The following is a 12,646-nucleotide window of genomic DNA, read 5'->3' as shown; positions in this document are numbered from 1 at the left end:
CAGCTCGCACCTGCCCTGGGCTCGGGAGCGCTATCAGGTTGCGGGAATGTGTCTGACCTGTCAACAGTCGTCCGGTTGACGATAGCGCTGCGTAACAATGCGGGTGGGTGCCCGTGACGCTCCGGGCCGCGGGCGGGGCGGCCGGCCGGCCGGTTGTGGGCCGCGTGCCAGGATGAACGGCATGGCAGCAGGTCCGGTGGCGTTCGTGCTCGGCGGCGGGGGAGTGCTCGGCGCGGTCGAGGTGGGGATGCTGCGCGCCCTGTTCCGCGCCCGGATCAAACCCGACCTGGTGCTCGGCACGTCGATCGGTGCGGTGAACGGCGCCCTGGTCGCCGCCGACCCGACCGAGGCGGTCACCGACCGGCTGGTCCGGCTGTGGGCGTCGCCCGAGGCCAGCGAGGTGTACGGCGACTCGGTCGCCCGGCAGTTGCGCCGGTTCGCCGCCCGTACCCACCTGCACTCGCCCCGGCCGCTGCACCGCCTGCTGGAGAGCACGCTCGGTGAGGAGACCACCTTCGCCGACCTGGCCGTGCCGTTCCGCTGCTGCGCCGCGAACATCGAGCGCGCCGCCGAGCACTGGTTCCACACCGGACCGCTGGTGCCGGCGGTGCTCGCGTCCGCCTCGGTGCCCGGGCTGCTGCCACCGACCCAGATCGACGGCCAGCACTACATCGACGGCGGGGTGGTCAACTCGATCCCGGTCGGCGAGGCGGTGGCGCTCGGCGCGAAGCAGATCTTCGTACTCCAGGTGGGCCGGATCGAACGCGAGCTGAGCCCGCCCCGGCGGCCCTGGGAGATCGCCCAGGTGGCGTTCGAGATCGCCCGCCGGCACCGGTTCGCGCGGGAGATGGCGGCGCTGCCAGCGGACGTCGAGGTGCACGTGCTGCCGACCGGCGGGCTGGAGCCGCGCGACGACAGTCCGTGGGCGTACCGGGACACGGCGGCGGTTGGGCGACGGATCAGTCGGGCGTACACTGCCTCCCGCCGATATCTGGACACCGCGCTGGAGCGCTGAATGCCGCTGCCGCCCCGCTGGCTACGCCGGCTGGTGCTCGCCCCTGGAGTGGTGCTGCTGGCCTTCTTGGTGGTGACCACGCTGCCCGGCTGGGCGCTGCTGGCGCTGGCCGTGTCCCCACTGGTGCCGGGGCGGCTGCGTCCGCTGCGGCTGCTCTGGATCGGCACGGTCTACCTGGTCTGGGACGCCGCCGCGCTGCTCGCGCTGTTCCTGCTCTGGCTCGCCTCGGGCTTCGGCGCGTACAAGCGTGCGCCGGCCTTCCAGCGGGCCCACTACGTGCTGGCCGGCTGGTTCCTGCGGATCATGTTCTGGCAGGCCCGCTGGACGCTGCGGCTGAGCATCGACGTGGTCGGCACCGACCCGGACACCGCCCTGCCCGGCCGCCCCGAGCTGGTGGTCTGCCGGCACGCCGGGCCGGGCGACTCGTTCATCCTGATCCACGCGCTGGTGAACTGGTTCAACCGGGAACCCCGGATCGTGCTCAAGGAGACGCTCCAGTGGGATCCGGCCATCGACGTGCTGCTCAACCGGCTGCCCAACCGGTTCATCGCGGCCGGCCCGGACGGGCGTGATTCGGTGGCCCGGCAGGTCGGGCACCTGGCCACCGGCCTGGACGAGAACGACGCCTTCGTGATCTTCCCGGAGGGTGGCAACTTCACCCCGTCGCGGCGGCTGCGCGCGATCGACCGGCTGCGCTCGCTCGGCCTGGAACGGATGGCGCGGCGGGCCGAGCGGATGCGGCACGTGCTCGCCCCGCAGCCGGGCGGGCTGCTCGCCGCGCTCGACGCCGCGCCGGACGCCGGCGTGATCTTCGTGGCGCACACCGGCCTGGACCAGATGCTCACCGTCGCGGACGTGTGGCGCGAGCTGCCGATGGACAAGCGGATCGTGATGCGGTTCTGGTCGGTGCCGCCGGAGGAGATCCCGGCCGGCAAGCAGGAACGCATCGACTGGCTGTTCGACTGGTGGGCCCGCATCGACAGGTGGATCGCGGACAACCGCAACGGCGCGGCCGACGCCTGAGCCGAATCACCCGAGCTCCTGTTCGGCGCGGTGGCGGCTGGCGACGTAGGGTGCGCTGGTGGACCAGATCTGCGTGGTGACGACTGTGGTGGACGCCCGCGGGGTCGCGGACGTGCTGGCGGCCGCGGCCGTCGCCGGCCGGCTGGCGGCCTGCGCTCAAGTCGACGGCCCGGTGGACAGCACCTACTGGTGGCAGTCGGCGATCCAGACCACCGCCGAGTGGCAGGTGCGGTTCAAGACCGCGCCGGACCGGGCGGACGCCCTGGTCGACCAGATCCGGGCCAACCACCCGTACGAGGTGCCGGAGATCCTGGTCAGCCGGGAGGACAGCGGCAACCCCGGCTACACCGCCTGGGTACACGAGCAGACCCGGCCCTAGGTACTCCTACTCTGTCCGTCCGCCCGGCCGGTGAGGAAGCTGACCGGGTGGAGAACACCGGCTACCCCTGCCCCGGTTGCGGCGCCCCGGCCGACCTCGTCGCCGGATGCCGAGGTTGCGGCCGTCCGCCCTACCCGCCGGCCGCCGAGGTGATCCGGCTGGACCGGGAGATCATCGAGCTGGCGCCGCGCGTCGAGGCGGCCCGGCTCGCGTACCAGGATCTGTCCGGCCGGCTGGTCACCGCCCGGCAGCAGCGGGCGGCGCTCGCCGCCCGGGTCCGCCAGGAGATCCCCGCGCCGCGGGCCGCCGGTCCCGCGCCGCACCCGGCGGTGATGCCGCCGCACCCGGCGGTGATGCCGCCGCACCCGGCGGTGATGCCGCCGCGTCCGGTTCCCTCCACCCCTCCGGTACGCCCCGGCGGCGCGGAGACCTCCACCCGCGCGGTCCAGGGCGTGCTGTTCGTCCTCGGTGGACTGCTGCTCGGCACCGCCGCGGTGGTGTTCACCGCCGTCGCCTGGACCACGTTCGGGGTGGGCGGCCGGGCGCTGATCCTGCTCGCCGTGACCGCGTTGGCCCTGGTCGCGCCGCTCGTCGCCCGGGCGCGCGGGCTGCGCGGCACCGCCGAGACGCTCGCCTCGGTGGCGTTGCTGCTGGTGGTCCTGGACGGGTACGCCGCCTGGTCGGTGGACCTGTTCGGGGTGACCGCCCTGCCCGGCAGCCGGTACGCGGCGCTTGTCGCGGCGGCCGGCACTGCGGTGGCGGCCGGGTACGGCCTGGTCAGCCGGCTGACCGCGCCCTGGTTCGCGGCGTGGCTGCTCGCCCAGCCGGTGCTGCCGCTCGCCGCGGCGGACTTCCGGCCCACCGCGGCCGGCTGGGCGCTGGTACTGACCGCTGTGGCGCTCGGCGACCTCGCGGTGGTGCTCGCGCTGCGCCGCCGGATCTCCGGCACCCGTACGGCGCCGGCGGTCGGGCGGGTGCTGGGCTGGACCGGGCACGGCGTGGCGCTGGCCCTGGCGGCCGGCTGCGCGCTGGTGCCGCTGGTGGTCGGCCGCGCGGCGGGCACCCCGCTGCTCGCCGGTGGCCCGTTGCTGGTGGTGGCGCTGGCAGTGGTCGCCGGCGCGCTCGCGGCGGGTGGCCGCCTCTGGCGCGCGACGACCGCCGGGCTGCTGGTGCCGGCGCTCGCCCTCGCGCTGATCCGGCCGGTCGGCGAACTGCGCCCGGGGCTGCTGCTGCTCGCCGCCGGCCTCGTGGTGGCGGCGCTCGCCGGTGCGGTCCGGGCGCTGCCGGCGCCGGTCCGGACCGGTCCGCTCGTGGGGGCGCTCGCGGTGGCCGCCGCGCTGGGCCAGGTCGCGGTCGTGCTCGTCGGCGTGGTCGGCGCGGCCACCGCCGGCGCCTCGTTCCCCGCCTGGCAGGGCGGGCGGGACGTGCCGGTTCCGTCCTGGGGCTGGCAGCTCCCGGTGGCGCTGCTGCTGACCGCCGGCGCGGTGGCGCTGCTGACGCCCCGGGCCGTCCGGCCGCTCGCCGGGGTGGCCGCCGCCGGGCTGGTCGCCCTCGCGGCGCCGGCCGTGACGGCGACGCCGTGGCCGCTGGTGCTGGTCGTGGACCTCGCGGTGGCCGTCGCGCTGCTGCTGGCGGCCGTGGTCCGGCCGCGCGGGGGACGGGTGGTCGTCCCGGTCACCGCGGCGGCCGGTGCGGTGCTGCTCGGGCACGCGCTGCTGGTGGGCTGCGCCGCCCCGGCCGGTGCCGTCGCCGTACTCGCCGTGACGGCGGTGCTCGGCGTGGTGCTCGCGGCGCTGGGCCGGCGCGGGCAGGGCACGCAGCCGGTCGTCGGCGGCGTCGCGCTGGCGGTGGCGCTGCTCGCCGTACCGGCGGGGGTGGCCGTCGCGCTGCTGGGCCTGGGCGTGCCGGTCTGGTGGCAACTGCGCGGCGCGACCGCCGCCGTCGTGGTGCCGGTTGTCGTCCACCTCGTCGTCCGTCGCCTGTGGACCGACCTGAGCGGGTACGCCTCGACGGGGCTCGCCGTGGCGCTCGCCGGGGTCGGCCTCGGCCCGGTCGTCGCGCCGGGCGGGGAACCGGTGGCGCCGTACGCCGCGGTGGGGGTGCTGCTGGCGCTCGCCGCCGGGGCGGGTGTCCGGCCGTCGGTCGCGCCGCGGGTGGTGGGTGCCGGGCTGGCCGTGCTGGCGTTGCTGGCCACCGCGCGGCCGGTGCTGGTGGTGCTCTTTAACCTGCCGGTGCTGCCCTGGTCCGGGGTGCCCGCCGCCGCGGCGGCGTCCGCCGGGACGGCCCGTGCCGGGCTGGTGCTGCTGGTCCTGGGCGCCGCTGCCGGAGCCTGTGCCGCGACCGATCGCCGCATCGCGTGGTGGCTCGCCGCGCTGCCGTTCGGCGCGGTGGCGCTTCCGGTGCTGCTGACGGCGGCGGGTGCGCCCTGGCCGGTGGTGCCGGCGGTCGCGTTCGGGATCGGGCTGGCCGCGCTGCTGGCCGCCGCGCTCACCGGCGTCCGCCCGGTGGTGCTCGTGCCGCTCGGGGCGGTGCTGGCCGTACCCGGGTTCGGTGGCCTGCTCGCCACCCGGGCCCTGACGCTCACCGCGCTCGGTGTGCTGGTGGTGGCCGGGGTCGTGACCGGGATGGCCGGACGGTCGACGCCGGTCCGGATCGCGGGGTGGCTGGGTGCTGTGGCGGCGGCCACCGGCTTCGCCGTCACCGCGTCGATCGCGGCCGGGCAGCCGATGCGGACCGGGGCGTTCGCGGTTCTGGCCGTCGCGGCGGTGACGTTGCACGCGGCGCCGCTGCTGCGCGCGGGCCGGCCGGGGGGTGTCGGCGTGAGGCGGGCCGGCGCGTGGGTGCTGGAGGCGGCGGCGCAGGCCGTGGCGCTGCTCGCGCTGCTGCTCGCCCTCGGCTCGTTGCGGCATGCGGCGGCGGTCTGCGTGCTGTGGGGCGTGGCCGTCGGGGTCCGGGTGCTGCGCCGGGGCGAGTCGGCGGCCGGGCGTCGCGTGCTGGCGGCGGTTGCCGCGGGTAGCGAGCTGGTCGGCGCCTGGCTGCTGCTGGCCGCGCGCGGGGTGACGGTGCCGGAGGCGTACACGTTGTCGGCGGCGGCGCTCGCCCTGGGCGCCGGGCTGCTGGCGCTGCGGCGCCGGCCCGGGCTGACCAGTTGGCTGGCGCTCGGCCCGGGACTCGGCGCGGCGTTCCTGCCGAGCCTCGTGTCGGTGCTGTTCTCCGGCGAGCCGCAGCCGTGGCGGCGGCTGGCGCTCGGCGTGGCGGCGCTGGCGGTCGTGCTCGGCGGGGCGGCCCGGCGCTGGCAGGCGCCGGTGGTGCTGGGCGCGGCCACGCTGGTGCCGCTGACGCTGCACGAGCTGGCCCGGGGCTGGGACCTGATGCCCCGCTGGATCTTCCTGGGGGTGGGTGGGCTGCTGCTGATCGGGCTGGCCGCCACCTACGAGCGGCGCCGGCGCGATCTGGTCCGGCTGCGCGACGCCGTCGCCCGGCTCGGCTGACGCACGCGGCGAGCCCTCTCACCCAGTGGTGAGAAGGCTCGCCGTTCGCCTCACCTGATCGGCGAGCCGCCGTCGACCGGGATGGTGTGGCCGTGGATGAAGGACGCGTCGTCGCTGGCGAGGAAGCAGACCGCGCGGGCGATCTCGTGCGGCTCGCCGTACCGGCCGGCGGGCGCCTGCGTGGTCAGGTCGTAGAACGGGAAGTCGCTGGTGATCTCCGCGCCCTCGAAGGCGGCGGTCTTGATCACGCCGGGGCCGATGCCGACCGCGCGGATGCCCTTGTGGCCGTAGTCGTAGGCGATCTGCTTGGTGAGCCCGATGACGCCGTGCTTGGCGGTGGTGTACTCCGCGCCGACCTCGCTGGCGACCAGGCCCGAGGCCGACGACACGTTGATCACGACGCCCTTGCCGCGCTCCAGCATGTGCGGCAGCGTCGCCTTCGTCACCAGGAAGACGCCCTTCAGGTCGACCTCCATGACGAGGTCCCACTGCTTGTTCTCGATCTCCAGCAGCGGCACGTACGCGCCGAACACGCCCGCGTTGTTCACCAGCACGTCGATGCGCCCGTACGCGTCGAGGGCGGCGCTCACCATGGCGCGTACCGAGTCCTCGTCGGTGACGTCGGCCGCCACCGCCACGGCGTCGCCGCCGGCTTCCTTGACGCGCGTGACTGTCGCCTCGGCGCGTTCCAGGGAGAGGTCGGAGACGACGACCTTCGCGCCTTCGGCGGCCAGCTCGACGCACATGGACATGCCGAGTCCGGAGCCGACCTGGTCGGGGCTGAAGCCGCCGCCCGTCACGAGAACCACCTTGTCTGTCAATCCACGCACCGCGCTGTCTCCCGTCTGTCGATGACCGTGCGGCCTGCACCTGTCCGTTCGGATGAATGGCACTCATCTTTACGTATAGGCTAGCTGGTCAGAGTGGGTGCGCCCACTGGCGAGCGGGACCGCTACGGTGTGACGAAGATCGTTTGCCCTGCTCCGGCCCGGCGGGGTAGGGACAGCACCACCATCGGGCCGGGGGTTTGCGGGATTACCCACGGCGACGATCATCGGCAAAATTGGTGACGGAGAGTCGCGTACGAGAGCGTGGCTCGTGGCATCGGGGGCGACATGACTACTTCCACGTCGACGGAACCCGCGGCACGTCGGGGCAGCGACTACGCGCGGCTGTCCCGCCGGATCGCCGAGGCGGGGCTGTTCGAGCGGCGGCCCGGCCGGTACGCGCTCCGGATCGCGCTCACGCTCGGCGCGTTCGTGGCCGGCTGGGTGGTGGTGGCGCTCGTCGGCGACTCGTGGTGGCAGATCCTCCTGGCGGTGGTGATGGCGGTGGCCACCACGCAGGTGGCGTTCCTCGGCCACGACGCCGGGCACCGGCAGATGTTCCGCCGACGCGGACCGAGCGAGGCGGCCGGACTGGTCGCCGGCAACCTCGCGGTCGGGCTCAGCTACGGCTGGTGGGTGGACAAGCACAACCGCCACCACGCCAACCCGAACCACACCGACGAGGACCCGGACGTCGGCGCGGGCGCGCTGGTCTGGACGTACGAGCAGGCGACTGCCACGCGCGGCCTGAGCCGGTGGATGGCCCGCCGCCAGGCGTGGCTGTTCTTCCCGCTGCTCCTGCTGGAAGGGTTCGCGCTGCACGTGGCGAGCGTGCAGGCGCTGGTCGGCCGGGAGCCGGACGGCCGGAGGCGGGTGCCGATGCGGCACCGGGCCGTGGAGGCGCTGCTGCTCGCCGCGCACGCCGCCGGCTATCTCGGGCTGCTGTTCGCGGTCATGTCCCCGGCCAAGGCGCTGCTGTTCGTCGCCGTGCACCAGGGGCTGTGGGGCCTCTACATGGGCTGCTCGTTCGCCCCGAACCACAAGGGCATGCCGATGCCGACCGCCGACGACGACCTGGACTACCTGCGCAAGCAGGTGCTGACCGCACGCAACGTCCGCGGCGGCCGGTTCGTCGACCTGGCGCTGGGCGGGCTCAACTACCAGATCGAGCACCACCTGTTCCCGAACATGCCGCGCGCCAACCTGCGCCGGGCCCGGCCGCTGGTGATGGCGTACTGCGCCGAGCAGGGCGTCCCGTACGCGGAGACCGGGCTGGTCGAGTCGTACCGGCAGGCTCTGGCACACCTGCACGACGTGGGCCGGCCGCTGCGCGCGGCCTGAGCCGATCGGCTGCCGGTAGGGTCGTCGGATGGTGGAGGGCGCGCCGCGGTGGTGGCGCGCGGCGCGGCGGGGCGAACGGGCCCGGCCGCGTCACTGACGACATCGTGCGGAGCTGCGGCATGAGATTCGAGATCAGCAAGGTGCTCGACGCCATCGAGGGGCGGGTCTGCACCGACCCGTCGCTGGCCCGGGCCGTCGTCGACCTGGCCGAGGTCATCCGGTGGCAGAACCTGGACGGCGGCCGTCCGGCCAGCCTGCTGCGGCTCGGCATGGTGATCGACGCGCTGTCCCGGCAGATCGGCGAGGACAGCGTCCCGGTCTACGCGATCGTGCACCGGGCGCTGCTGTCCGACGCCGACCTGACCTCCAACGAGCGGATGGTGGTGCGCCGCTGGGCCGACGACGGCCTGGTGGAGGTGCTCGACCAGCCCGGTGACCGGATGCTGGAGGTGGCCGATCTGCTCGGCCTGCCGGTGCTCACCCGGGCGCGGCTGGACGGGCTCGTCGGGCGGTACCAGTGGATCGGGCAGGCGGGCCGCGTGCTCGCCCCGGTACCGGGGGCCGGCGGGCCGGTCTTCATCGCGCACGTCGGCGGCGGCCAGGACCCGGCCACCGGCAGCCGCTCCCCGGCCGGGGTCAAGCTGCTCTCCCGGAAGTGGCGCTGCCCGGAGCCGGGGTGCGCGCTGTTCGGCGGCGGCGGGGGCGGTGGCGCCTTCGCCGACCTGGCCGCCGTGGACCGGGTGCCGGCCGAGCAGCCGCCGCCCACGCTGCGCACCGGGGCGCCGACCTGCCCCCGGCACGGCACGCGGCTCTCCGACGCCGGCCCGCGCCCGCGTACCGCTGTGCTCGCGGCGCGCATCGGCGGGCTGGTCCGCAAGCGGTTCGTGCTGACCGAGACCGATCCGGTGGCGATCGGCCGGGCGCCCGACGGCCCGGGCGGGGTGACGCTCGGCCAGTGGCTCAACGACGAGGCCCGGCGCTGGATCAGCCGCAGCCACATCCGGCTGGAGCTGCGGGTGGGCGAGGTGGTGGTCACCGACACCAGCACCAACGGCTCCGGCGTACGCCCCGGCGGCTCGATGGCGGAGCACGAGCGGATCGCGCTGGCGCCGCAGCAGTCCCGGGTGCTGGCCGAGGGCGACCTGATCGAGTTGTACCCGGGCGTGCAGGTGGGCCGCGCCGACGACATGAGCAGCGACGCGAAGTACACCCCGAACTCGGTGATGGCCGAGGCGCCGACCATGGCGATGCGACTGCCGCGTCAGTGACGGGCACGTGCGTGCGAAGGCGCCGGGACCGTCGCGGTCCCGGCGCCTTCTCGCGTACGGCTCAGCCGGCCAGCACGGCGGCGAGCTGCGCCACCGCGTGGTCGATCTCCTCTTCGGTGATCACCAGCGGCGGGGCGAGCCGAATGGTCGAGCCGTGCGTGTCCTTCGCGAGGACGCCCCGCTCCATCAGCCGCTCGCACGCCTGCCGGCCGGTCATCAGCGCCGGGTCGATGTCCAGCCCGGCCCACAGGCCGCGGCCGCGTACCGCCACCAGGCCCTTGCCGATCAGGCCGCGCAGTCCGGCGTGCAGCCGCTCGCCCAGCTCGGCCGAGCGGCGCTGGAACTCGCCGGTGGCCAGCAGCCGGACCACCTCGGTCGCGACCGCGCAGGCCAGCGGGTTGCCACCGAAGGTCGAGCCGTGCTGGCCCGGCTGGAGCACACCGAGCACGTCGCGGTTCGCCGCCACCGCGGAGACCGGCACGATGCCGCCGCCGAGCGCCTTGCCGAGCAGGTACATGTCCGGCTCGACGCCCTCGTGCTCGCAGGCGAACGTGGCCCCGGTACGCCCCAGGCCCGACTGGATCTCGTCGGCGACGAACAACACGTTGCGCTCGGTGCAGACCCGGCGCACGCCCGGCAGGTAGCCCTCCGGCGGCACCACGACGCCCTGCTCACCCTGGATCGGCTCCAGCAGCACCGCCACCGTGTTCTCGTCGATCGCCTCGGTCAGCGCGGCCAGGTCGCCGTAGGGGACCACAGTGAAACCCGGCGTGTACGGGCCGAAGTCGGCGCGCGCGTCGGAGTCGGTGGAGAAGCTGACGATGGTGGTCGTACGGCCGTGGAAGTTGCCCTCCGCCACCACGATGTTGGCCTGGCCCGGGGCGACGCCCTTGACCTGGTAGCCCCACTTGCGGGCGACCTTGATGCCGGTCTCCACCGCCTCGGCGCCGGTGTTCATCGGCAGCACCAGGTCCTTGCCGCAGAGCGCGGCCAGCTCGCGGCAGAAGTCGGCGAACTGGTCGTGGACGAACGCGCGGCTGGTCAGTGTGAGCCGGTCGAGCTGCGCGTGCGCGGCCTCGATCAGCTTCGGGTGCCGGTGGCCGAAGTTCAGCGCCGAGTATCCCGCCAGGCAGTCCAGGTAGCGGCGGCCGTCCACGTCGGTCAGCCAGGCGCCCTCGGCCGACGAGATCACCACGGGCAGCGGGTGGTAGTTGTGCGCCGTGTGACGCTCCGCGTCCCGGACCGCGGACGGAGTCCGCAGCATGTCGTCGATGATCACTTGCTCGCCTTTCCCTGACGGAGTCGCAACGTGCAGCACTTCGGTCCGCCGCCGGCCTTGCGCAGCTCGGACAGGTCGATGCCGATGGTCTCGTAGCCTCGGCCGCGCAGCTTCGCGGCGAGGTCGGTGGCCTGCGCGGGCAGCACCACGTGCCGGCCGTCGCTGACCGCGTTCAGGCCCAGCACCTCGGCGTCGGCCGTGGTGGCGTGGATCGCGTCCGGGAACAGCCGGCGCAGCACCGCCTGGCTGCCGGGGGAGAACGCCTCCGGCAGGTACGCCACCGTGCGCTCGTCGAGCACCGTCAGCGCGGTGTCCAGGTGGTAGAAGCGGGGGTCCACCAGCTGCATGGTCACCACCGGGTAGCCGAAGACCTCCTGGAGCTGCGCGTGCGACGCGTGCGCGGTGCGGAACCCGGTGCCGGCGAGCAGGTGGTCGCCGGTCAGCAGGACGTCGCCCTCGCCCTCGTTCACGTGCTTCGGGTCGTACATCTCGAAGCCGGCGTCCTCGAACCAGGCCCGGTACGCGGGCGCCTCGTCGGCGCGCTGCGGGTCGCGGAACTGCACCGCCATGGCCCTGCCGTCGATCACGGTGCCGCCGTTGGCCGCGAAGACCATGTCCGGCAGGCCGGCGACCGGCTCGATCAGCTCGACCTCGTGGCCCAGGTCCAGGTACGTCCGGCGAAGCTGCTCCCACTGCCGGATCGCCAGGCCGGGGTCGACCGGGGCGGTGGGGTCCATCCACGGGTTGATCGCGTAGTCGACGGCGAAGTACGTCGGCCGGCACATCAGAAAGCGCTGGCGGATGGCGTCCATCGTCATGTCGTGCTCCCAGGTTCGGGCGCGCCCGGCCACCGTCGGCCCACGGGCTGGCGCCGTGGTCCAACGTTATGCGGCCCCGGTAGACGACATCCACCGCGAGAAGTTGCGTTCAGCGGCGAATCGTTGCGTTGAATCGGTCACGGGTGGGCGATCATTGCGCCAATGCCCGGACACACTTCGGGGGCGGCGAACCGCCGCCCCCGAAAGAGGTGTTGCCCGGCCGGTGAACCACCAGATCTGATCGGGCTGGCCGGCGCTGCCGGCGATCGGGACAGTGCCCGCTAGAACCAGGCACCAAACTGTGAGTCAAGCCACTCGCGGAAGCGCCCCACCCAGTCGCCGTCAGTGGTCGGCCAGTCGAACTGGCCGGTCATCGCCACGATGCCGAGCACCACGGCGGCCAGGCCCACAGCGATGCCGATCAGCGCGTCGGTCTTGCCCGCCACGTGCCGGCGACGGGTGGCGATCAGGCCCAGGACAGCCAGCACCGCGCCGGCCGCGCCGAGCCCGATGCCGTACCCGGCGAGCGTGCCGGAGAGCACGAACAGCGCCCCGGCCACCGAGACGATCAGGCCGAGCGTGGCGAGCAGGCTGGCCCGGGGACGCTTGGTGGTGTACGGCTCCGGCCGGTCCACCCGGCCGTCGCGGTCGGCATCCGTGCCGTCGGGGCGGCCGTCCCGGTCGAGGTCGGTGTGGTCCGGGCGGCCGTCGCGGTCCAGGTCCGCGGTGCGCTCGGCGACGGGCGCCGCGACGACGGGCGTCGCACCGGCGGTCCGGGCGTCGGTCACCGGGGCGGTCCGCGGGTCGGCGTCGACCCGGCGGCCGGTGACCGCACGCGCCGCCGCGCCCCGGTCCGCGGCCCGGCGCCGCGCCTCCGCGTCCGGCTCGTCATCGGCCGCCGCGTTCCGGCCGTCGGTCGTCGTGGCCGCCGTCGGGCCCTCGGCGGTGGTGGCCGGCCGCCGGTCGCCGGTCGCCGCGCCGAGGTCGCGTGCGTCCCGGTCGCCCGCCACGTCCCGGGCACGCTCGCCCTCGGTCGCGGTGGCGGCGCTGCGGTACGTGGTCCGCTCCTCGTCGCGGTCGGTGACCACGGGCCGGTCGGCCGGCTCCTCGGCGGTCCGGTCGCGCTCGTCGACCACGCCGTCGCCGTTGGTATCGGTACTGGTCGCCGGAGGGTTCCGGCGGGACAGAATCTTCACGATGGCACC

The 12,646-nt window shown here is 74.8% G+C and carries 10 protein-coding genes; 6 read left to right on the top strand and 4 right to left on the bottom strand.

All coding sequences use genetic code 11. The annotated features are described in order from the left end of the window. The first annotated feature begins 181 nt into the window (after positions 1-181). Genes ACFYO8_RS17205 through ACFYO8_RS17190 form a run of 4 tightly spaced genes read left to right on the top strand, consistent with a single transcriptional unit; the run spans position 182 to position 5,908 of the window. Positions 182-1,015: a patatin-like phospholipase family protein gene (locus ACFYO8_RS17205; protein WP_354871470.1), complete on the top strand. Its 834-nt coding sequence runs from the start codon at positions 182-184 to the stop codon at positions 1,013-1,015. After that, a complete protein-coding gene (locus tag ACFYO8_RS17200; RefSeq protein WP_355094460.1) occupies positions 1,016-2,038 on the top strand; it encodes a 1-acyl-sn-glycerol-3-phosphate acyltransferase in 1,023 nt (340 codons plus the stop codon). It begins immediately after the preceding gene. Positions 2,039-2,096: 58 nt separating this feature from the next. Continuing rightward, entirely contained in the window at positions 2,097-2,417 is a 321-nt protein-coding gene (cutA, locus tag ACFYO8_RS17195) for a divalent-cation tolerance protein CutA (protein ID WP_354871465.1), read from the top strand. Between the two features lie 47 nt (positions 2,418-2,464). Then, a complete protein-coding gene (locus tag ACFYO8_RS17190; protein WP_387257318.1) occupies positions 2,465-5,908 on the top strand; it encodes an SCO7613 C-terminal domain-containing membrane protein in 3,444 nt (1,147 codons plus the stop codon). 50 nt (positions 5,909-5,958) lie between these two features. On the opposite strand, the gene ACFYO8_RS17185 is transcribed toward ACFYO8_RS17190, so the two are convergent. Then, positions 5,959-6,738 (bottom strand): glucose 1-dehydrogenase, encoded by a 780-nt coding sequence (locus tag ACFYO8_RS17185; RefSeq protein WP_355096053.1) that lies wholly within the window; start codon positions 6,736-6,738, stop codon positions 5,959-5,961. Positions 6,739-7,023: 285 nt separating this feature from the next. Between ACFYO8_RS17185 and ACFYO8_RS17180 the strand changes: the two genes are divergently transcribed. Beyond that, entirely contained in the window at positions 7,024-8,076 is a 1,053-nt protein-coding gene (locus ACFYO8_RS17180) for an acyl-CoA desaturase (RefSeq protein WP_354871456.1), read from the top strand. A gap of 119 nt (positions 8,077-8,195) precedes the next feature. Then, entirely contained in the window at positions 8,196-9,344 is a 1,149-nt protein-coding gene (locus tag ACFYO8_RS17175) for an FHA domain-containing protein (RefSeq protein ID WP_355096055.1), read from the top strand. Positions 9,345-9,405: 61 nt separating this feature from the next. Here ACFYO8_RS17175 and rocD read toward each other — a convergent pair whose 3' ends face one another. The 3 genes from rocD to ACFYO8_RS17160 all read right to left on the bottom strand — a co-directional run bounded on the left by rocD (position 9,406) and on the right by ACFYO8_RS17160 (position 12,637). Continuing rightward, positions 9,406-10,620 (bottom strand): ornithine--oxo-acid transaminase, encoded by a 1,215-nt coding sequence (rocD, locus tag ACFYO8_RS17170; protein WP_354871704.1) that lies wholly within the window; start codon positions 10,618-10,620, stop codon positions 9,406-9,408. Next, positions 10,620-11,435, bottom strand: a complete 816-nt coding sequence (ddaH, locus tag ACFYO8_RS17165) for a dimethylargininase (RefSeq protein WP_355096059.1) — start codon at positions 11,433-11,435, stop codon at positions 10,620-10,622. The genes rocD and ddaH overlap by 1 nt, the downstream gene beginning before the upstream one ends. Positions 11,436-11,722: 287 nt before the next feature. Beyond that, positions 11,723-12,637 (bottom strand): thrombospondin, encoded by a 915-nt coding sequence (locus ACFYO8_RS17160; RefSeq protein ID WP_357708261.1) that lies wholly within the window; start codon positions 12,635-12,637, stop codon positions 11,723-11,725. Positions 12,638-12,646 lie beyond the last annotated feature (9 nt).

This window comes from Micromonospora sp. NPDC005257 (assembly GCF_042872445.1).
In the GTDB taxonomy this organism is placed as follows: Bacteria; Actinomycetota; Actinomycetes; order Mycobacteriales; family Micromonosporaceae; genus Micromonospora.
The sequence above is the reverse complement of the archived record's forward strand: the minus strand, read 5'-3'. Positions and strand labels throughout refer to the sequence as shown.

Excerpts from the sequence above, each read along its gene's own strand:
- ACFYO8_RS17200 (WP_355094460.1), top strand. The coding sequence starts at position 1,016 with ATGCCGCTGCCGCCCCGCTGGCTACGCCGGCTGGTGCTCGCCCCTGGA.
- ACFYO8_RS17180 (WP_354871456.1), top strand. The coding sequence starts at position 7,024 with ATGACTACTTCCACGTCGACGGAACCCGCGGCACGTCGGGGCAGCGAC.
- ACFYO8_RS17175 (WP_355096055.1), top strand. The coding sequence starts at position 8,196 with ATGAGATTCGAGATCAGCAAGGTGCTCGACGCCATCGAGGGGCGGGTC.
- ACFYO8_RS17205 (WP_354871470.1), top strand. The coding sequence starts at position 182 with ATGGCAGCAGGTCCGGTGGCGTTCGTGCTCGGCGGCGGGGGAGTGCTC.
- ddaH (WP_355096059.1), bottom strand. The coding sequence starts at position 11,435 with ATGGACGCCATCCGCCAGCGCTTTCTGATGTGCCGGCCGACGTACTTC.